Annotated in this window: 16 protein-coding genes; 5 read left to right on the top strand and 11 right to left on the bottom strand. The window is 62.5% G+C overall.

The window, feature by feature from the left end:
* Position 1: 1 nt before the first annotated feature.
* From V1280_RS00175 to V1280_RS00155, 5 genes are all read left to right on the top strand, one after another.
* Positions 2–1,543, top strand: a complete 1,542-nt coding sequence (locus tag V1280_RS00175; protein WP_334517915.1) for a sugar ABC transporter ATP-binding protein — start codon at positions 2–4, stop codon at positions 1,541–1,543.
* Positions 1,540–2,526 carry an ABC transporter permease gene (locus tag V1280_RS00170; RefSeq protein WP_334517914.1) on the top strand — a complete coding sequence of 329 codons (987 nt, stop codon included), beginning with the start codon at positions 1,540–1,542 and terminating at the stop codon, positions 2,524–2,526. Before V1280_RS00175 ends, V1280_RS00170 begins: the two co-directional genes overlap by 4 nt.
* Positions 2,523–3,515 (top strand): ABC transporter permease, encoded by a 993-nt coding sequence (locus V1280_RS00165; RefSeq protein WP_334517913.1) that lies wholly within the window; start codon positions 2,523–2,525, stop codon positions 3,513–3,515. Before V1280_RS00170 ends, V1280_RS00165 begins: the two co-directional genes overlap by 4 nt.
* A gap of 49 nt (positions 3,516–3,564) precedes the next feature.
* A complete protein-coding gene (locus V1280_RS00160; protein ID WP_334517911.1) occupies positions 3,565–4,680 on the top strand; it encodes an autoinducer 2 ABC transporter substrate-binding protein in 1,116 nt (371 codons plus the stop codon).
* A 133-nt stretch (positions 4,681–4,813) separates the two neighbouring features.
* A complete protein-coding gene (locus V1280_RS00155; RefSeq protein ID WP_334517910.1) occupies positions 4,814–6,178 on the top strand; it encodes an FGGY-family carbohydrate kinase in 1,365 nt (454 codons plus the stop codon).
* A 379-nt stretch (positions 6,179–6,557) separates the two neighbouring features.
* On the opposite strand, the gene eutC is transcribed toward V1280_RS00155, so the two are convergent.
* From eutC to V1280_RS00100, 11 genes are all read right to left on the bottom strand, one after another.
* Complete coding sequence (gene eutC / locus V1280_RS00150; RefSeq protein ID WP_334517909.1) at positions 6,558–7,316, bottom strand: ethanolamine ammonia-lyase subunit EutC; 759 nt, start codon at positions 7,314–7,316, stop codon at positions 6,558–6,560.
* Position 7,317: 1 nt separating this feature from the next.
* Positions 7,318–8,709: an ethanolamine ammonia-lyase subunit EutB gene (locus V1280_RS00145; RefSeq protein WP_334517908.1), complete on the bottom strand. Its 1,392-nt coding sequence runs from the start codon at positions 8,707–8,709 to the stop codon at positions 7,318–7,320.
* Between the two features lie 5 nt (positions 8,710–8,714).
* Entirely contained in the window at positions 8,715–9,506 is a 792-nt protein-coding gene (hisN, locus tag V1280_RS00140; protein ID WP_334517906.1) for a histidinol-phosphatase, read from the bottom strand.
* Positions 9,506–10,441, bottom strand: coding sequence for a choline/ethanolamine kinase family protein (locus V1280_RS00135; protein ID WP_334538083.1), 936 nt, complete (start codon positions 10,439–10,441; stop codon positions 9,506–9,508). The genes hisN and V1280_RS00135 overlap by 1 nt, the downstream gene beginning before the upstream one ends.
* An 18-nt stretch (positions 10,442–10,459) precedes the next feature.
* Positions 10,460–11,425: a phosphotransferase gene (locus V1280_RS00130; protein WP_334517905.1), complete on the bottom strand. Its 966-nt coding sequence runs from the start codon at positions 11,423–11,425 to the stop codon at positions 10,460–10,462.
* Positions 11,422–12,702 carry a Zn-dependent hydrolase gene (locus V1280_RS00125; protein WP_334517903.1) on the bottom strand — a complete coding sequence of 427 codons (1,281 nt, stop codon included), beginning with the start codon at positions 12,700–12,702 and terminating at the stop codon, positions 11,422–11,424. Before V1280_RS00125 ends, V1280_RS00130 begins: the two co-directional genes overlap by 4 nt.
* Positions 12,695–13,456 carry a DeoR/GlpR family DNA-binding transcription regulator gene (locus tag V1280_RS00120; RefSeq protein WP_334517902.1) on the bottom strand — a complete coding sequence of 254 codons (762 nt, stop codon included), beginning with the start codon at positions 13,454–13,456 and terminating at the stop codon, positions 12,695–12,697. The genes V1280_RS00125 and V1280_RS00120 overlap by 8 nt, the downstream gene beginning before the upstream one ends.
* Positions 13,457–13,511: 55 nt before the next feature.
* A complete protein-coding gene (locus tag V1280_RS00115) occupies positions 13,512–15,359 on the bottom strand; it encodes an ABC transporter ATP-binding protein (RefSeq protein WP_334517901.1) in 1,848 nt (615 codons plus the stop codon).
* Positions 15,356–16,276: an ABC transporter permease gene (locus tag V1280_RS00110; protein ID WP_334517900.1), complete on the bottom strand. Its 921-nt coding sequence runs from the start codon at positions 16,274–16,276 to the stop codon at positions 15,356–15,358. Before V1280_RS00110 ends, V1280_RS00115 begins: the two co-directional genes overlap by 4 nt.
* Positions 16,277–16,289: 13 nt before the next feature.
* Positions 16,290–17,270 carry an ABC transporter permease gene (locus V1280_RS00105; protein WP_334517899.1) on the bottom strand — a complete coding sequence of 327 codons (981 nt, stop codon included), beginning with the start codon at positions 17,268–17,270 and terminating at the stop codon, positions 16,290–16,292.
* 69 nt (positions 17,271–17,339) lie between these two features.
* On the bottom strand, positions 17,340–18,923 hold the full coding sequence (locus V1280_RS00100; protein ID WP_334517897.1) for an ABC transporter substrate-binding protein: 1,584 nt from the start codon (positions 18,921–18,923) through the stop codon (positions 17,340–17,342).
* Positions 18,924–19,454 lie beyond the last annotated feature (531 nt).

Genomic DNA, 19,454 nt, shown 5'->3' with positions numbered 1-19,454 from the left:
CATGACAGCTGACCCGCACAGTGAAACTCCCGCGGCGCCGCTTCTATCGGTGCGCGCGATCGAGAAGTCCTTTCCAGGCGTGCGGGCGCTGTCCGGCGTCTCGTTCGACGCCGACAGGGGCGAAGTCCATGCCTTGCTCGGCGAGAACGGCGCCGGCAAGTCGACACTGATCAAGATCGTTTCCGGCGTATTCCCGCCCGATCGCGGCGAGGTGCTTGTGGACGGCAGACAGGTCGACCTCGCGCGGCCGGACGATGCAAGGCGCGCCGGCATCGCCACGATCTATCAAGAGTTGCTGTTGTTTCCGGAGCTCACGGTCGCCGAGAACATCTTCATGGGGCATGCGCCGCGCACTGGCCTCGGCCGGATCGACTGGCGGGCGATGCGCGAGAAGACCAATGCCCTGCTCGCCTCGCTCGAGATTCATGACTTGCAGGCCGAGCGTATCGTCGGTTCGCTCAGCGTCGGCAATCGCCAGCGCGTCGAAATCTTGCGCGCGCTGTCGCAGGATGCGCGCATTCTCATCATGGACGAACCGACCGCGGCCCTGACCGAGTACGACGTGACGCGGCTGTTCGACATCGTACGCAAGCTGAAAGCCCGCGGCGTGGCCGTGATTTATATCAGCCACCGGCTCGATGAGATTTTCGCGATCGCCGATCGTGTCACCGTGCTGCGCGACGGCGCACATGTCGCGACCAGGCACGTCGCCGACACGGACGCGGCGGGGCTCGTGCAATTGATGGTCGGCCGCAGGATCGAAAGCCTGTTTCCGAAGATAACGGTTCCGATAGGCCAGCCAGTGCTGGAGGTGATGGACCTTGAACGTCGGCCGCTGACGAGGAGCATCTCGCTTACGGTGCGCGCCGGCGAGATCGTTGGTCTTTCCGGCCTCGTCGGCTCCGGTCGCAGCGAGCTGGCGCAAACCATTTTCGGCGTCACGCCGGCCGATAGTGGCAAAATCCGGATCGCCGGGCAGCAGGTCAACATTCGCTCGCCAGCCCAGGCGCGGTCTTTGGGCGTCGCTTACGTTCCTGAGGACCGCGGCACGCAAGGCCTGGTGCGGCCAATGACGGTGCGCGAGAACTTCAGTCTCGCCGCGCTTGGCAAAGTCGCGTTCGGCGGTTTCATCGATCGGGGCGCCGAACGCAAGCTCGCCAGCGACGGCGTCAAGCGCTTTGCGGTCAAGGCCAGCTCGCTCGAGCAAGTCGTAGGCAAGCTCTCAGGCGGCAATCAGCAGAAGATCGTGCTCGGTAAATGGCTCGCCAACGGGCCGAAGTTATTGATCCTCGACGAGCCGACGCGCGGCATCGATGTAGGCGCCAAGGCGGAGATCCATCGGTTGATGGGTGAGCTTGCGGCCGAGGGGCTCGCCATCCTGATGATCTCGAGCGAGCTGCCGGAGGTGCTGGGCATGAGCGACCGCGTGCTCGTGATGCGCGAAGGCCGGATCGTTGCCGACTTCTCGCGCGAAGAAGCAACCCAGGAGTCGATCGGCGCAGCGATGATGGGCAGCCGTGAAAGCGCGGAGAAAGCCGCATGACGGTAGTGACCTTAGCTGGCGCCGAGGCTGATTCGCGACGGCGGCTGAGGGTGTTTGCCTCGCAGGAAGCCTTGCTCGCGATCGCGGTGATCGGCCTTGCCATCGCTGTCGGACTTTACAATCCCCGCTTTCTGGCGGCACGCAATCTTTCCGACGTGCTGCTCGGCAACGCCTATATCGCCGTCGCCGCGGTCGGCATGTCGATGGTGATCATTTCCGGGAATATCGACATTTCCGTCGGCGCGCTGATCGGTGTCCTGGCGACGATCAGCGGCACTCTGGCGGTGAACGGCGCGCCGATTGTGGTCGCCTGGCTGGCGGCGCTCGTTGCCGGTATCCTCGTGATGGTGTTGCAGGGCCTCATCATCGCCTATCTGCGCATTCCAGCGATCGTGGTTACGCTTGGCATGCTGTCGATTCTCAAGGGCGGCCTGATCAGCGTCACCGGCGGCAAATGGATCACCGACCTGCCCGACAGTTTCCATCTCGCCGATATCGAACTCTTCGGTGTGCTGCCGTTTCCAGTTTTTCTCATGATCCTGGTGACGATCCTGGCAGCGTTATGGATGCGCTATTCAGCCTCGGGACGCGCGATTTACGCCGTGGGCGGTAACGCCGAAGCGGCACGGCTCTGCGGCATTTCGCAGCCGCGCACGATCGTGATGGTCTTCGCGCTGCACGGCTTGTTCGCAGGGGCTGCCGCCCTGCTCTACGCGACGCAACTGCGCGTCATCCAGTCGACCGTCCCGCCGAATCTCGAGCTGACGATCATCACTGCGTCGGTCGTCGGAGGCGTCAGCATTCTCGGCGGCGTCGGAACGGTGGTCGGCTCGACACTTGCTGCCGTCCTGATCGCCGAAATCGCCAGCGCGCTCGTTTTCGTCGACGTGTCGCCCTACTGGATCCGCGCGGTCCAGGGCGTGCTCATCCTCGCGACCGTGATCGCCGACATTCTGCGGCGCCGGCGTATGGCCGGAGCATGAGCACCATGAGCGAGATCCCTCTACCCGAGGCAGCCAAGCGCGTCGTGCCCTGGTGGCTGCTGCGCCACGAGACAATGCTCGCGATGATCCTGCTCATTGCTCTGATCGGGCTCGGGGGCTTGAACAATCGCTTCCTCACGGTCGACAATCTGCTCAATCAAGGCAGGCTGACGACCGAGGTTGGGCTCATCGCGCTGCCGATGACCTTCATCATTATTACCGGCGGTATCGATCTCTCGGTGGGCTCGATCGTCGGGCTCTGCGCAATCCTGCTCGGCTATTCCTGGAAGGCTTTCGGCTTTCCCCTGCCGCTGGCGATCTGCTTCTCGCTGCTCGTCGGCGCCGCGGCGGGCTTTCTCAACGGAATCGTCATCACCAAGGTGAAAGTGCCACCGCTGATCATGACCATCGCGACGCTCGCCCTCTACCGTGGGCTAGCCGAGGGCATCAGCCAGGCGCGTTCGGTGCGGGGCTACCCGGAATGGTTCTACTTTGTCGGGCAGGAAAACCTCTTCGGGGTGCCGGCGCAGCTCTGGCTCTTGCTGATCGCGATCGTGGTCACGGCAATCGTTCTTGACCGCACCACCTTCGGCCGAACGCTCTTTGCGATCGGGAACAATGAGACCGCCGCGCGCTTCTCCGGTTTGCCAGTCGATCGCGTCAAACTGATTGTCTACACGCTATCGGGTTTCATGGCCGGTCTCTCGGCTTGTGTTCTCGTTTCGCGCGTGACGACGACCCGGTCGGACATGGGGATCGGCTACGAGCTCGACGTCATCGCGGCGGTGGTACTCGGCGGCACCAGCATATTCGGAGGCGTCGGCACGATCTGGGGCACTGTGATCGGCCTGGCGATGATCCAGTTATTGAAAAACGGTTTGGCCCTGACCGGCGTCAAGGGCGACGCGACGATCGTGGTCATCGGCGCGGTGCTCATCCTTTCAACTCTTGTGGCGAGTTCGCTACAGCGGCGACGCGAGGGCGTTTGATGGCGTAACTGGCCGCGAAAAAAGCGGCTTCAACAAGGGAGGAAACAAAATGAAACTCGGATTAGCTGCTGCATTCCTCGGCGCGACGCTGCTGGCGGGAACCGTCTCGGCGGCAGACAAGAGATGGGACGGCGCGGACGACCTGCCAGTCAATCCGCTTGCCTGTTCGGCTGGCGAGGCTAACGCCGCACCCGGTGCCAAGCCATATGACGGCGGCCGGGCAACCAATGCTGCCGACAAGGCCGGCAAACCGATCACGCTGGTCGACGTGCCGAAGTTGATCGGTATCGGCTATTTCAACGCGACCTCGAAAGGCATGCAGGACGCCGCCAAGGCGCTCGGCAACGTCACGGTGAAGACCGACGGCCCGACTGAAGCCAAGATCGACGAGCAGATCAAGTTCATCGACAACTACATCACCAGCGGCGTCGACGGCATTCTCTTCGCGGCAAACGATCCGGTGGCGATCGCGCCGGTCCTGAAGAAGGCACTGTCGAAGGGCATCCATGTCGTCGGCTATGACGCCAACGCGACGCCGGATGCGCGTGAATGGTTTGTCAACCAGGCCGAGTTCAACGGCATCGCCAAGGCTATGATCGACTCGATGGCCAAGGAGGCCGGCGAGGACAAGAGCTTCGCGATCGTCACCTCGACCTTCACGACGCCGAACCAGGCGCGCTGGATCGCCGAGATGTGGGCCTATGCGCAGAAGTGCCACCCCAAGCTGAAATGGCTCGAAACGGTCGAGGCGCAGGAGGATAATAACCTGTCCTTCAACCAGGCAACGACGCTGATCAACAAGCATGGCGACAAGCTCGCCGGCCTGTTCGGCATGACTTCGGTTGCGACGCCTGCTTCGGCGGAAGCAGTGACCAAGGCCAAGCTCTGCGGCAAGGTGGCGGTGGTCGGCCTCGCCACGCCCAATGCGATGAAGCCGTATGTCAATGCCGATTGCGTCAAGTCGGTCGTGCTGTGGAACCCGGTCGATCTCGGCTATGCCGCGACCCACGTGATGCGCGCCGTCGTCGACGGTAGCCTGAAGCCCGGCGCGACCTCGGTGGACGCGGGCAAGCTCGGCAAACTGAACGTGGTCAATGGCAGTGAGATCCTGCTTGGGTCGCCCTTTATCTTCACGAAGCAGAACATCAAGGACTTTGATTTCTGATCTGGGCTCGTCGACCGACCCTTGAACGTGGTCGGGCGACGCACTTTGTAATCCGCTGTCATGGCCGCAACGAGCCGGTCATGACAGGGTGATGATGTTGCTTGTCGATGTCCATCTGCCGTGAGCTTTGACGATGAGCCAAACGGTCGCAGTCCTTGACGTCGGCAAGACCAACGTAAAGCTTGCCTTGTTCGACGATGGCCGATTTCTCTGGGAAAAGTCGGCGCCCAACCGCATTCGGCCGGGCCCGCCCTACCCGCACGAAGACGTTGAGAACACGTGGAGCTTCTTCCTCGATGCCCTTCGTGAGGCCGCACGAACGTATCAGATCGGTGCAATCGTTCCGACCGCGCATGGCGCCGCCGGCGCCTTGATCGGCCAGAGCGATCTCGCCGCTCCGGTCATGGACTACGAATTCACGGGCGTCGAAGCGATCGAGTCCGACTATGCCCGGCTGCGGCCACCCTTTGCGGAGAGCCTGTCGCCGAACCTGCCCGCCGGCCTCAATCTCGGTCGGCAACTCGCGTATCAGAAGTGGCGCTGTCCGGACCTGTTCGCCAGAGCGAGGCATTTCGTCGGCTATCCGCAATATTGGACTTGGCGCTTGAGCGGCGTTGCGGTCTCTGAAGTCACTACCCTCGGCGCTCATACTGATCTCTGGGCGCCGCGGCGGGGACAGGCCTCTAGCCTCGTCAAAGGTCTCGGCGTCGACCACTTGCTACCGCCGCTAAGCCGCGCCTTCGATCCTATCGGTCCGATTAAGCCTGAAATCGCGGCGCTCACCGCGCTCGCGCCTGAAACGCAAGTCTTTTGCGGTATCCACGATTCCAACGCTTCACTTCTGCCCTACCTTGTCTCGCGCCAGGCGCCGTTCACCGTGTTGTCGACCGGCACCTGGGTGATCCTGATGTGCGTGGGTCTTTCGCTCGATCAACTCGATCCTCGCGACGACACGCTTGCCAACGTCGACGCGCTGTCTCGACCGATCGCCTGCGGACGCTTCATGGGTGGACGCGAATACGCCGTCATTGCGGGCGGCGGCGGCAACCCAGATCCTGGCGGCATCGAGCGCGTCATCGCCTCCGGCGCAATGCCCCTACCCTGCTTCTCCGGCCATGGTGGACCTTACGCGACGACTAAAGGCGCTATCCAAGGCGAAGTCGCAAGGCGCGATCGAACCGCGCTTGCGACGCTCTATTGCGCTTTGGTCAGCGATCTGATGCTGACACGGATGGGAGCAACCGATGGAGATCTCATCGTCGAAGGGACGTTCGCCGGCAATCTTCCCTTCTGTCAGACTCTCGGCGCATTGCGACTGACGCAGCGCGTCTTTGGGGCGGAAGACGCCGCCGGCACAGCACGCGGCGCCGCAATGCTAGCGCAATGGCCCCCCTCTTACCGGATCACGGAACCGGGTCTCGTCGCTCCGATTTCGATTCCCGGCCTTGATTCTTATCGCAAGGCCTGGACGGCAGCAGTCGATATGATCGCTCGATGAGCCCGACGCCGAACTCGCGATTGGCGCTCGCATCGTATGCATAACTCTGCTCGCGACCCTGCTCTCTGGCCACATAAACTTCTTCGGGTCGCGACGAGCCGACCGCCTGCACCTACCTTTAACTTTATTTTTCTTGATCCCCCGGTGCACGCCCCGTGCACACGACGCCTCCCTAACGCATTGAAAAACTTAAACTCTCGTTCCAATCCATCATGGGCAAGTTTGAGCTAGTTGGAGCCCAATTAAGGCAACCAATCGGAGCGGATGGCCCAGGTATTCACAAATCAGAGGTGCCCCTCGACCCGCCACGATCGGAGCCGCGTGCCGCAGGATAAGCGATGGTTCCACGGGGGGTATGTCGACAGTAGGTATCCGCGCGTCAGTCGCGCGGCAATCCCATCGAGGCATCCTTCAATCCAACTCCACTGATGCCTGTTTTCAGCATATCCACGACCAACGACGCCACCCCAATCGCCGCGCTACCGACGGTGAGCCCTCCGTTGCGGATGTTGGATATGCAATTCCTTCTTGAATCGGGCGTGCCCGGCCGCGGCGAGCAGGTCACATAGACACCGACGCTGTCGGCGGCCGAAAGGCCGGGCCGCTCCCCAATGATCACGATCGAGATCCGCGCACCGGCGATCTCCGCGATGGGATCGCCCAGCGCGACGCGCGCATGCGATGCCAGAACCAAGGGAGCGATGGTAAGTTGCCGTACAGAAAGGTGCGCAACGATGGCCCGCGCCAGCGACACGGCGTTTGTATCGATCGCGCTGGCAGACAATCCGTCAGTAACGACGATCAGGACGTCATAGTCCGAGCGGATGTCGGCGAGGCGCTCTGTCGCCTGCCACGAGAGCTTTCGACCCAGATCCGGACGTCGGATGTAGGTGGCACGGTCGCTCGCCTGACTTTCGACCTCGACGATTCTCAGCTTGAGATCGACCAATCCCGCTCGAACCGACGCCCAGTCGACCTCGGACCAGACCGCCTGCCGGGCGCGCGCATGATCGAGCAGGAACGACTGCGCCGCCCGCGTCGGTAGCCCTGCGCCGAACCGGCCAAGGAGCACCCGTGCCTGGGTCATCTCCCGGAGATCGAATGATGCCGCTGACTTTCGATCGAGTTCATCCGCCATCTCAGGCTCCGAGCAGTCGGGCATCGGCGAGATAGCCCGCAAGCTTCGGCGGCGCCTCCAGCAGACGACCGGCCCCGTCGATCAACCCGATATCCAGGAGCCATCGTTCAAACTCTGGTGCCGGCGGCCGTTTCAAAGTCTCGCGGCAATACACCGCGTCATGATGTGCGAGCGACTGATAGTTCAGCATCACGTCGTCGGCACCGGGCACGGTGATGACGAAATTGACGTTGGCCGCGCAAAGCAGCGTCAGCAGCGCGTCCATGTCCTCCTGGTCGGCATCCGCATGGTTGGTGTAGCAGACGTCCACGCCCATCGGCAGGCCGAGCAGCTTGCCGCAGAAATGATCCTCGAGGCCGGCCCGAATGATCTGCTTACCGTTGAAGAGATATTCCGGACCAATGAAGCCCACGACGGTGTTGACCAGCAGGGGGCTGAACTCGCGCGCCACCGCGTAGGCGCGGGCCTCCATGGTCTGCTGATCAACGCCGAAATTCGCCTCGGCCGAGAGTGCTGCACCTTGCCCGGTCTCGAAATACATCAGATTGGCGTCTATCGCACCGCGACGGAGGCCACGCGCGGCTTCATGAGCCTCCCTCAACAGCGATAGACTGACCCCGAAGCCTTCATTAGCCTTCTGCGATCCCGCGACTGACTGGAACACGAGATCTACCGGCGCCTTCGCCGCAATCGCCTTCATCGCCGTCGTCACATGACCGAGGCAACAGGTTTGCGTTGGAATGGAGAGGCGCGCGCGCAACTCGTCCAGCAGCGAAACCATCCGGATATAATCATCCACGGTATCTGTCGCGGGATTGACGCCGATCACGGCGTCACCCGATCCCATGAGAAGGCCGTCGATCGCCGACGCCGCGATGCCGTGGGAGTCATCAGTCGGATGGTTTGGCTGGTTGCGTGTCGAAAGCCGTCCCTTGAGGCCGATCGTCGATCGGAATCGCGTGATCACCTCCCGCTTGGACGCCACCGAAATAAGGTCTTGCAACCGCATGATCTTTGAGACCGCGGCCACCATCTCGGGCGTCAAGCCGAACGTGACCGCCTCAAGCTGGCGCTGCGCCGTCTCCGGCCTAAGCAGCCATTCGCGGAATTCCCCGACAGTCAGCGATGAGATGGTGGCGAAGGCAGCCTTATCATGACGTTCCATGATGAGGCGCGAGACCTCATCAGTCTCGGCCGGGATCAACGCCTCGGCGAGGAAGGCCTTGAGCGGCAGATCCGCGAGCGCCATCTGCGCAGCAAGCCGCTCGACCGGTCCTTCCGCGGCAACGCCGGCAAGCTGATCGCCCGACCGCTCCGGTGTCGCCTTGGCTAGGAGATCCTTGAGGTCGGCAAAGCGATAGACCGTCCCGTCGATGGTTGTCTTGTACTGCATAATCCCTACCCGTGGATCAGAGCGAGCGCGTCCGCATGAAGCCTTGGCGTGGCAGACGCCAACACACGCCCTACCGACCGAATTGTTAGCGGACGTCCCGCCCAGTCCGTGATGCAGCCGCCGGCGCCCTGCACGATCGGAATCAGTGCCATGTAGTCGTGCGGCTGAAGGCCGGTTTCGAGAACGATGTCGCAGTGCCCTGACGCGAGCAAGCCATAGATGTAACAATCCCCGCCGAAGCGGCGCAATCTCGCGGCGCGCGAAATCCGCTCGAACGCCTCGGCATCGCTCCGATTGGCGAACATGTCGGGCGATGTCGTGTAGAAGCGCGCATCCGCGATTCGCTCGCACGCGCTGGTCCGCGCCGATCCGGTGCCGAACAGAGCCTGCCCCGGCTTTCCTGTCCACCGCTCCCCCGTGAAGGGGACGTCGATCAAGCCGCAGAACGGCTGCTCCTGATAAGTCAACGCAATCAGCGTACCGAACAGGGGAAAGCCGGTGATGAAGCTCTTGGTGCCGTCAATGGGATCGACGATCCAGGTGAAGGCGCCGCCTGGCTTGCCGCCGATCTCCTCCCCGATGATTCCATGTTCCGGAAAGCGCTGCTCGATCCTCTCCCTGAGACGAAGCTCAACAGTGCGGTCGGCAATCGTCACTGGGCTGTCATCGGATTTGGAAACAACCTCCAGCGGAGTCCGGAAGTAGGACAGCACGATGGGCCTGACCAGATCAGCAAGTTCGGCAGCAAAGGACAGGTAGACGTCGGCATCGTCTGCCGCGACGGCTGGGTGTGCCATCACAGCGCCTTCAGGAACAGCGGCCATCGCGGATCTTGGATGATCGAGCGGGCCCGCATGCGTTTCCATATGCCGTACTTGTAGAAGTCGAAGTCCAGCGTCGAGATGCGGTTCTGCACCATCGCCCAGGTGCTCCACTTGATATCGGCGAGCGCCTTGTGAACGATGAAGCGCGCGTGCCACTCCTTGTTGCAGGAGCCGAAATACTCCTCGATGATCTCCTGTTCGATATCCTCGGAGAAGAAGTGCTCCCCGCTCCAGATCGCGAGATCGTAGAGCCGCTCGTTGTTGGACGCATATTCGAAGTCGATCAGCTTGATCGACCTGTCCTCCCCGACGAGGAAATTCCCCGGCATCGGATCGTTGAAGCAGGGCACAAGATCGAGGCCGGCCGCTTCGAGGGCCGCGCGCGCCTGCCTGTACTGACGATGGAGCCACGCATGATCTTCCGGCCAGTAGCCGCCAAGCTGTCGCACCTGCTCGTCATGCTCGTCGATCATGTCGAACACGGTCTTGGTCAGCGGGAGCGGTTGGCCTTCGTGAAAACGGCGATACATCCTGACGACGTTGGCGCGAAACCGCGGGTCGACGGAATCGCGATGAGTCGACGCTCGTCGGTCGTCCAGGAACTCGGACACCTCGATGTCCAGGTGATCCAGATAATCGAAGGTCCGGGGCCCGACCGCCATGATCTCCGCTTGCTTGCTTGCGGCCCGCGCCGCGCGGCGATCGATGAACATCTCAGTGCCACGGCCGGGTATCTTGACGAAATATCCGACCGGGTCGCCTTCGACCGCGACACGAAAATTGGTGTTGCTGATGCCCCCAGACACCGGCCTGTACGTCAGGCGAGACCCCTTCCAGGCATCCACCTGCACGATGGCCGCCTCCAGCGCCCGTTCGGCGTCGGACCGGCCCGCCCCTACCTCCATCATCATCTTGTCCCACTTTCGCTAGAGAGATCGTACCCGCTCTTCAAAGCCGGGATGTCCGAGCAGCATCCGGCAGCGCAGGAAGCGCCATGCCGCGTACTTCAGGAACTCCACGCCCTGCACGGGCGAACGGACATCCTGCAACAGGCTCCGAAGCGCCCAGTAGAGATCGTCGGCGGCTGCATAGAGCCGGCATCGGCTAAAGGCCTTCTCGCTGAACTGGCCATCGTGCATTTCCAGAAGCGGCTTCATCTGGCTCTCGAATTGATAGAGCTCGTTCATCTGAACTCCCAGTTGATAGTAAGGGTCGATGTCGCCAGCCATGTCGAAGTCGACCAGCATCATGGAGTCGTCCGGACCCAGCATCACGTTGGAGGAGTGCGGGTCGCCGTGCGCGGGTCTCGGGTCGACACCGGCCGCAGAGATCGCCGCCCGGATGGGCGTCATCCAGGCCAGCATCCAGTTCACGTCGCCGGGAAGCACGGCGCTTGACGTCGAGACCAGCGGCCAAAGCCGATCGATTCCGTCGAAAACGGACCAGGGACGCCCCAACGGTTCGCCAGCGGCAATCAACTTCTGCATGTCGACGAGCCGCGCCACGGCGCCTTCCTGCATCAGATCATCGGTCTTCGCCGTACGCCAGCCGTCGCGGAGGCGCGCGAACAGCACGGCCCTCTCCGCCGGCGCGCGCGCGATCGGCGTGGGCGACAGCCCCAGGCCAAAAAGACGTCGCGCCGCCACAAAGGCTATTTCGTCGTCGACGAGTTCGGCGACTTCGTCGTTCGCCAGCCGCAGAAACAGACTTGCGTTAATACCGTCGGGCGCCACATTGAATGTCGTCGCCTCGACTGCGTGGTAGGATGGTGAAGCCACCGGGAAAGCAGATGCCGCGTAGGCAGCCGTGGCCGCGTCGGTGACCAGCAGGTTCCTGATTGCGCGTTCAGCGCGCATCTCCATGACCGTATCCGGATGACCAAGCGTCTTCATGCCGCGGCCTCGTTCGCTGGCAGTCCCTCGCTGGCAAGCGTGTAAAGCATGTCGGCAAGGACCTGCGTCCCGAAGGCCTGGTCTGCCGCGCTCGTGAGCTCGGTCGGATGATGAATGACGCCGTCGCGTGAGCGGACCGCGAGAACGACCGAGGGACAAACGCTGGACATCGCCACGGCATCGTGCCCGCCGATCGTATCGAGATGGCGCGCCGTTTCGCCGAAACTTGCGGCAATTCGCTCCGCAAGCGAGATCAGCCCTTTCGCAAACCGGCCGGCCTTGCGACGATCAATCGCCCTCACCTCGAATGTCACCCCGGCTTTCTCCGCCGCCGCCTCCATCCGAAGCTTCATCTTCCGTTCGGCCGCGGCGAGAACCTCCGGCGACCCCGAACGCAACTCGATGAAGAGCACGGCTTCGGACGAGACCGTGTTGGGCGAGTTCGGAAACACCTCCAGCCGGCCAACGGATGTGTGCAGGTCAAGGCCGTGCTCGCCTGCGATCTGCTTCAGATCAGCAATGAGGTAGGCCGCACCGAGCAGTGCGTCCTTGCGCTGCGCCATCGGCGTTGCCCCCGTATGGGCCTGCCGGCCGAGGAAGGCGAGCCGATACTTGGTCGCGCCCCAGAACCGGGTGAAGATTCCGAATTTTTCATTGGCCTCGAACAGCGCCTTGTCACCCTCGATGTGAAGTTCGATCAACGCACTCGGGATCGCCACGGTATCCTTGCCGGCATAGCCGATCTGCGCGAGCGACTGGCGCACCGTCACCCCATCGCCATCCTTGCGGTCGAGCGCCCATTCGCGCTCGAGAGCACCGGCAAACACGCTGCTTCCCAGCAGGCTCGGCTGAAAGCGCGCGCCCTCCTCGTTGGTCCAGTTCACCACCTGGAAATTCCAGACCGGCAGCTTCTTTTCCGCCTTCAGCCTTTCCGACACGGCAAGCACCGCTTCGCAGGCCGAGACGACGCCGAGCGCGCCGTCGAAGCGCCCGCCATTGGGCTGGCTGTCGATATGCGATCCGACCATGACTACCGGCGCGTTGGCACCGGCCAGCGACAGGCTCCCGAACTGATTGCCAATGGCGTCGACGGCCTCGGTGAAACCGTTCCGGGCGAACCAGCGGCCAAGCCAATCGCGCGCCGCTCCGTCCTCCTGCGAGAGAGAGAGACGCGTCATGGATCCGTCGGGCCCACCGCCGAACACCGACAATTCGTCCATCATCGCCTGGAGACGCGATGGATTGATGGTAGCGCGCTCGGGAACGATGTCAGGCATAAATGATCTCCACGTTGGACTTGAGAAACTGGTCGGAGAAGTCTTTGGTCAGGGTGCTCCCCGTAATCACAGCGTGGACGTCTTGCAGACCGAACGTATGGATCGAGCCGAGTCGGCCGAACTTGGAGCTGTCCGCGACGATGACTGAGCGCTTCGCTTGCGCGCGCGCCACGCGGCGGATGATCGCCTCGTCCTCGCCGTAATCCATGAAGCCGCGCTCGGCATGGACGGCGCTGATCGCAATGATGGCGAGATCGAAGAAATGCTCCTTCATTGCCGCCGCCGTCTCGGGGCCGAACGTCGCCTGATAGTCGGGACGCAACCGCCCACCGAGCACGCGGACGCTGGGCGTCGCCGAATAGTAGAACTGGGCCGCCACCGCGAGCGAATTGCTCACGATCGTGAGATCCTTGCGGGTCTCGAGATGCTTCAGGCACGCAAGCGCCGTGGTCCCCTCGTCGACGAAGATCTTCATGCCATCCTTGACCAGAGCCGCTGCCGCCTCTCCGATCCGGGCCTTCTCCCTTGCGCCGACGCGCAGGCGTTCGGCAAAAGGCTGGTCGCTCTCCTGGCGGTCGAGCACGGCACCGCCATAGACCCGGCGGGCAAAGCCCTGCGTCTCGAGCTCGCGGAGGTCGCGGCGGATCGATTCCTGGCTGACCTTGAACTGATCGACGAGATCCCTGACGTGGACACGCTGCATCTGCCGCAAAAGGTCGCGGATCAACTCTAGGCGATGCTCCGTAAAGCTCATGGGCGTTCCCCGATTGCCTCGGCACTTCCGGCCGCCTCGCGGCACTTCTTCTTGTTCATGACCTCCTCATGGTACGGTACGCCGCGCCGGTGTCGCCGGAAGCCGCGGGCGGCACGATCAGGTGGCAGGCGGCAAAATCCTGTCGTTCGCGCACCGTCAGGCTGGGTTGAACGCGGCTGCATTTGTTCATGGCCTGCGGGCAGCGGGACCTGAAGCTACAGCCATCGGGGATGTCGAGCGGGCTCGGCGGCTCCCCTTCCAGCAAGCACTCCTCCGGCCGATAGCGACGCTGCTCGAGCGTCGGCATCGCGCTCAGGAGCGCCTTCGTATAGGGATGTCCGGGGTCGAAGAAGAGGCGCTCATTGTCGGCGAGCTCGAAGACCTCGCCCAGATACATCACCGCCACGCGATTGCAGGCCTTCCTCACCATCGCAAGATCATGCGAGATGAAGATGTAGGTGAGGTCGTATTCCTTCTGAAGCTTCTGGAAGAGATCGAGCAGCTTGAATTGCTCGGCCTGGTCGAGCGCCGACAGCGTCTCGTCCATGATGAGGATTTCCGGCTCGAGCACGAGCGCTCGGGCGACGTTGACACGCTGCCGCTGTCCGGCGCTCAAACCGAGCGGAAGCTCCTCGTAGAGTTCGGCCGGCAGCCCGACCTCTCCCATCACTTTCAGGACGCGCTCGCGAATTCTCGCCTTGTCGCGCCAGCCGTGCGTTCGCAGCGGATCTTCGAGAATCTTTCCGATCGAGGTCCGCGGCGGCAGCGAGCCGAACGGGTCCTGTAGCACCATCTGGAGCCTACCGCGAAATGCGAGCAGACCTTTGCCCTTGAGCGCTGCGATATCCTGGTCCGAACAGAGTATCTGTCCCGAACTCGGCAGTTCGAGCCTGCACAGAAGTCGCATCAGGGTGGACTTCCCGCAACCGGACTCCCCGACGATGGCAAAGCTGTCGCCGCGGCGAACGTCGAAGGTGACGTTGCGAACGGCGCGAACCAGATTGACGCCGCCGAAACCGGCCTTCTTCCTGACCTTGTAGATCTGCGACGCATCGCGCAGGCTGAGAACCACCTCCCGCCGGTCGTTCAGTGGGGGCGTCGCGGCCGGCTCGCCCCATATCCTAGGGGTCTGCCGCACGAGCTCTCTCGTATAGGGATAGACGGGTTTGTCGATCAAATCCTCGGTCGACTGCTCCTCGACGATGCGGCCTCCATCCATCACCAGAATCCGCGAGCAGGCTTCGCGCGCCACCGGCAGTGACGACGAGACGAACAGGACGGCGGTGTTGAAGCTCGTCGTCAGCTCCTTCATCAGCCGGATCACCTGGGCGGCGACCGTGACGTCGAGCGGTTGCGTGACGTTGTCGGCGACCAGCAGCGCCGGATTGGTCACCAGCGCGTCAACGATCAGCGCGCGCTGCATCATGCCGCCGGAGAATTGGGAGGGATAGTCGTGAAAGCGGTTGCACGCGGACGGGATGCGAACGGCATCGAGCAGCTCGACCACGCGGCGCTCGGCATCGCGCCGCGACACGCCGGGCACCACCGCCCGCATCTTCTCGACGATCTGGGCACCGACCGGCAGCGTGGGATCGAGCGCGCCCATCGGATTGGCGCCGACATAGGAAATCCGCTGGCGCAAGCTGCGCATGTCCGCGCCGCCCATCGCATAGATATCGCGCCCTTCGAACAGGACCTCGCCGGACCGCTTCGCCAGCGGCGGCTCCAGCCAGTTGACCACGGCCTTGGACAGCACGGTCTTTCCGGAGCCGCTCGCGCCGACCACCCCGACGATATCGCGCGGCGCGAGGCTTAGCGACACGCTGTCGAGAATGATCTTCGCCGAACCGGCGCGGCCGGCGGCAACCGTCAGATTCCTGAGTGCGAGAAGCGGCTGCGTCATCCTTCTCCACCTCCATGGACCGTGTTGCGCGCGCGCTCGAGCGAAGCGCCGATCAGGTTGATGCTGGTGAGGGTCAATCCGAGGAACAGGCCCGGCATGGTGGCGATCCACCACGCGTTCAGCAGATATTTCCGCCCATCCGCGATGATGTTGCCGAAGGTCGGTGTCGGCGGCTGAACCCCGAGCCCGAGAAAGCCGAGCGTCGATTCGAAAATCATCATGCGGGCCACGTCGAGCACGGAGGTGAACAGCACCGGCGGCAGCAGCAACGGAAGCAGCAAGGTGAGGATGATTCGCGCGTCTGTCGATCCGCCGATCTTCGCGGCACGAACATATTCGCGCTGCCGCTCGGTCATCACGATGCTGCGCATGATGCGCGCATAGACCGGCCAGTTGGAGACGCCGAGCACCACGATAATCGCGGGGATGGTCGGCCGGGACACGCCCAGCACGGAAATGGCAAGGATGATCATCGGGATCGACAACTGCGCGTCGGTCAGTCGCATGATGACGGCATCGGTCCGTCCACCGAAATAGCCGGCGATCGTGCCGAGCGCGCAGCCGATCGCCAGCATGACGACAACGGATGCAACCCCGATCAGAAAGGAGTAGCGCAGGCCGACCAGCGAGCGCACCAGCATGTCGCGGCCGATCTGGTCGGTCCCGAGCGGATGAGCCCAGCTCCAATTGTTGCCGAGAAACAGCGGCGGCAGCAGGCGCGCTTTCACATCCATCTTAGTCGGATCGATGCTGCTCAGTTCTGGATAAAGTGCAGTGGCCAGAGCGAGGACGACGAAGATACCAAGGCCGACGCGGAACCCCGGCGTGGATGCCGCCTTGTCGAAGATACGCCGGGCGATGGAGCGCTGGGCCGGCTTGTGCGCGATCGGCCCGCCGGCGGCTGTGGTCACGGACATCAATATTCGAGCCTTAGTATTCGAGCCTTGGATCCATGGTGGTGGCAACGAGGTCGACGATGATGTTGATCAGCACGAAGATAGCGCTGGTCACGATGGCGATCCCCTGGATCAGCGGAAAGTCACGCTGGAGCACCGCGTTGATGGTCAGGAGGCCGAGGCCGGGATAGTCGAAGATGTATTCGACGATGATGACCCCGCCGAGCAGGCTCGAGAACTGAATCCCGAGCAGATTGAGCAGCGGCACCGAAGCGTTGCGCAGCGCATGGTTCGCAATGATGCGCCCCCGGCCGAGGCCGCGCACATGTCCCACCGCCACATAGGGCTCCGTCATCTGCGCCGAGACGGAGCTCACGAGCGTCCGGATCAGGACGGGCGACAGCTCGACCGCGAGCACGATCGCCGGAAGGATCGTATAGGCAAATCCCCTGTAGCCGATCGCGGGCAGCCATCCGAGCTTGACGGAAAATAGCAGCGCCAGAACGATTCCCAGCCAGAAGTTCGGCAGCGATATGAAGATCGAGGAGATGTAGAACGCCAGCTTGTCCGGCCATCGCCCGATCGCGAGACCTCCGGCAATTCCGACGATGCCGGAGAACACCAGGGCGATCACCAATGTCACCGCGGCAAGCTGCAGCGTCATCGGCAGTGCTTCCAGGATCAGGCTCAGAACCTGCGCCCGTTCGCCGCGCGTCGTGTCGTTGAAGGTCGCCCCGCCCGTGGCGGCCCCATTCGCGGGCCGAACGAAGGACTGCCCGAGATCGCCGCGCACGACGCCGCCGATGTAGCGCCCGAACTGGACCACGATCGGGTCCCGCAAGCCCATGTCGGTCGCGATCTTCTCGATCAGGGCTTCGGGCGCCATTCCGCCCGCCATCAGCCGCACCGGATCTCCCGGTACGACCCTCAACAGCGTGAAGATCAGCAGCGAGACGAGGAAGATGATCAGGACGCCCTGAGCCAGACGCCGCATGAGGAAATTTAGGACGAACATGCCTAGGCTCCGTGAAGAACATGGCGGGCCGCGCGCCGCACGATGGCGGCACGCAGCAGCCAGTCATGGTCAGGCAACGGGCTTGGACGCATCCATCGATCCATCCGGATAGATATAGAGGCCTTCGAAATCCTTCTGCATCGCGTGAATCATCACGGAGGTGAACAAGGAGAGCGCCGGCATCTTCGAGGCGAGCAACGGCATCGTCTCGGTCTGGAGGATCTTCTTCCGCTCCTCGAGCGTCGAGGCGCTGCGCTCCTTGTCGAGGCTTGCATCGATCGCAGCATCCTCGATGCCGCAGATGCGATGCGAGGAGGAGTGGAAATGCGTGCGCAGAATGAGGTCCGGCTCGGGCGAACCGGTCGACCAGCCGCAATCAACCATGTGACCGGGTCCGCCGCCCGGGCGATGGTATAGCCGCTCGTTCCAGGCGGCGGGCTCGAGCACAGTCAGGCTGACATTGAATCCCTGCTCGTTCAGCATCGCAGTGATGATCTCGCCGTACTCCTTGGTCTTGGGATAGAAACCCACCGACGTGATGTATTCGAGCGCCGGCAATCCCTTGCCGTTGGGGAAACCGGCTTCGGCGAGCAGGGCCTGGGACTTCTTCGGATCGAACTTCGGATAGTTTTCGAGGTCGACGTAGCCGAACTTCACCGGCGAGACGAAGTTCGACGATGCGTGGCCCGCCGAGCCCAGCACCTCCAGGATGAGGTCGCGGTTGATCGCATGGCAGGCGGCAAGGCGGATGCGGGGATCGTTGAAGGGCGGCTTGGAGCAACGGAACCAGAGATATTTGTTCTCGACGGACACCACCCGGTTGATGCGGATATTGGGATTACCCTTGACGGTGTCGACCTGTTCCGGCTCCAGCCGCTCGACGATCGAGGCCTGGCCGTTCATCAGCGAGAGCATGCGTGTCGTGGAGTCGCCGGTGAAGGTGAAGCTGATCCCTGCGACGGCGGGCTTACCCTTGAAGTAGCCATCGAAGGCCTTCATCACGGTATCATTGCCGCGCTGCTCGACGAACTTGAACGGACCCGTGCCGTTCAGCCGCTGTGACAGCACACCACCGGGCCCGCCGGCGATATCCTTCGCCGACATGATTGGCAGGAAGGCGGCGAGAAACGTGAAGAGGTGCGCCGGATAGCCGCCCTTCGAGGTGTCAACGATCACGGTGTAGTCGTCGGGCGTCTCGATCTTCAGTGTTTCGCTGGGGCCGGGATACCATTGCGCCGGACGATCAGGCTTGGATCCGTATTCGAATGTGGCCTTGACGTCTTCCGCCTTGAACGGCTTGCCATCGTGGAACACCACGCCCTCGCGCAGCTTGATTTGCAGGCGGTTGGGATCAAGCAGCTTGATGTCGGTTGCAAGCTCGTAGATGACCTCGCCCGGATTATCGAGTTTCATCGGCGTGCGGGTGAGAAAACCCATCACGAAGCCTTCGATGTTCTTCTGCGAAAGTGTGGTGTGCGCGGTCGGATCCCAGTTGCCGGTGATGTTCTCGGCCGACAGGAAGGTCATGGTCTTGCCGGCCTGCGCGTGTGCCTCGGAGATGAAGAAGTCTGGATTGATCTGCGTGTAGCCTGCGGCAACCGCGGCTCCCGCCGCACCCATTAGAAAGTGGCGACGGTCAAATTTCGGAAGCATCGACATTCCCCTTTTTCTGACGTAATAGCCCAATCGGTCAAAACGGTCATGCAGAAGCCGTGCCAGATTTAAAATTGGCTTAGTTTTGGTGGAATTCTTGTGGTTTCTGACCGATTATATGGCAAACTGATCTGCCTAGAGGTCTACGCCTGGGCAAACATCTGCCGTCTGGCGAGCGAACCGCCTACGACATGCGCAATTCGTGATCGGCGGGATCGCATCAGCCCCCGTCAGGCTTCTGTTCGAATGACATGCTGCGACGGATGCGTTGACAATCGGCCCTCTGGATCATCCGCGCTGCTCGAAGACCGGACTCGCTGCACACTAGGCATTCATGGATCGCCGTCCTTGCGGCAATCAACATGATGGTTCAGCAGCGAAGACGCGAGAATGTGCTCATGTTGATCACACGTGCTTTCAGCGCCACGCTGCTCGCTGCCGCGCTTTTGGGCCGGCTTGCCTAGCAGCCACCGCGCAATTCAGCGAATGCGTGGAGAGTGGCGCCTTCCTCGACCGTCCCTACCCACTTCA

Origin of the sequence: Bradyrhizobium sp. AZCC 2230 (assembly GCF_036924495.1) — a bacterium.
GTDB lineage: Bacteria > Pseudomonadota > Alphaproteobacteria > Rhizobiales > Xanthobacteraceae > Bradyrhizobium > Bradyrhizobium rifense.
This window is presented reverse-complemented; position numbering and strand designations above follow the sequence as displayed.

Bases quoted from the DNA above. Each gene is read 5' to 3' on its own strand.
- V1280_RS00110 (WP_334517900.1), bottom strand. From the start codon at position 16,276: ATGTCCGTGACCACAGCCGCCGGCGGGCCGATCGCGCACAAGCCGGCC.
- V1280_RS00145 (WP_334517908.1), bottom strand. From the start codon at position 8,709: ATGCAGTACAAGACAACCATCGACGGGACGGTCTATCGCTTTGCCGAC.
- V1280_RS00130 (WP_334517905.1), bottom strand. From the start codon at position 11,425: ATGAAGACGCTTGGTCATCCGGATACGGTCATGGAGATGCGCGCTGAA.
- V1280_RS00165 (WP_334517913.1), top strand. From the start codon at position 2,523: ATGAGCACCATGAGCGAGATCCCTCTACCCGAGGCAGCCAAGCGCGTC.
- V1280_RS00125 (WP_334517903.1), bottom strand. From the start codon at position 12,702: ATGCCTGACATCGTTCCCGAGCGCGCTACCATCAATCCATCGCGTCTC.
- V1280_RS00135 (WP_334538083.1), bottom strand. From the start codon at position 10,441: ATGATGGAGGTAGGGGCGGGCCGGTCCGACGCCGAACGGGCGCTGGAG.
- V1280_RS00160 (WP_334517911.1), top strand. From the start codon at position 3,565: ATGAAACTCGGATTAGCTGCTGCATTCCTCGGCGCGACGCTGCTGGCG.
- V1280_RS00120 (WP_334517902.1), bottom strand. From the start codon at position 13,456: ATGAGCTTTACGGAGCATCGCCTAGAGTTGATCCGCGACCTTTTGCGG.
- V1280_RS00105 (WP_334517899.1), bottom strand. From the start codon at position 17,270: ATGTTCGTCCTAAATTTCCTCATGCGGCGTCTGGCTCAGGGCGTCCTG.
- V1280_RS00155 (WP_334517910.1), top strand. From the start codon at position 4,814: ATGAGCCAAACGGTCGCAGTCCTTGACGTCGGCAAGACCAACGTAAAG.
- hisN (WP_334517906.1), bottom strand. From the start codon at position 9,506: ATGGCACACCCAGCCGTCGCGGCAGACGATGCCGACGTCTACCTGTCC.
- V1280_RS00100 (WP_334517897.1), bottom strand. From the start codon at position 18,923: ATGCTTCCGAAATTTGACCGTCGCCACTTTCTAATGGGTGCGGCGGGA.
- V1280_RS00170 (WP_334517914.1), top strand. From the start codon at position 1,540: ATGACGGTAGTGACCTTAGCTGGCGCCGAGGCTGATTCGCGACGGCGG.
- eutC (WP_334517909.1), bottom strand. From the start codon at position 7,316: ATGGCGGATGAACTCGATCGAAAGTCAGCGGCATCATTCGATCTCCGG.
- V1280_RS00115 (WP_334517901.1), bottom strand. From the start codon at position 15,359: ATGACGCAGCCGCTTCTCGCACTCAGGAATCTGACGGTTGCCGCCGGC.
- V1280_RS00175 (WP_334517915.1), top strand. From the start codon at position 2: ATGACAGCTGACCCGCACAGTGAAACTCCCGCGGCGCCGCTTCTATCG.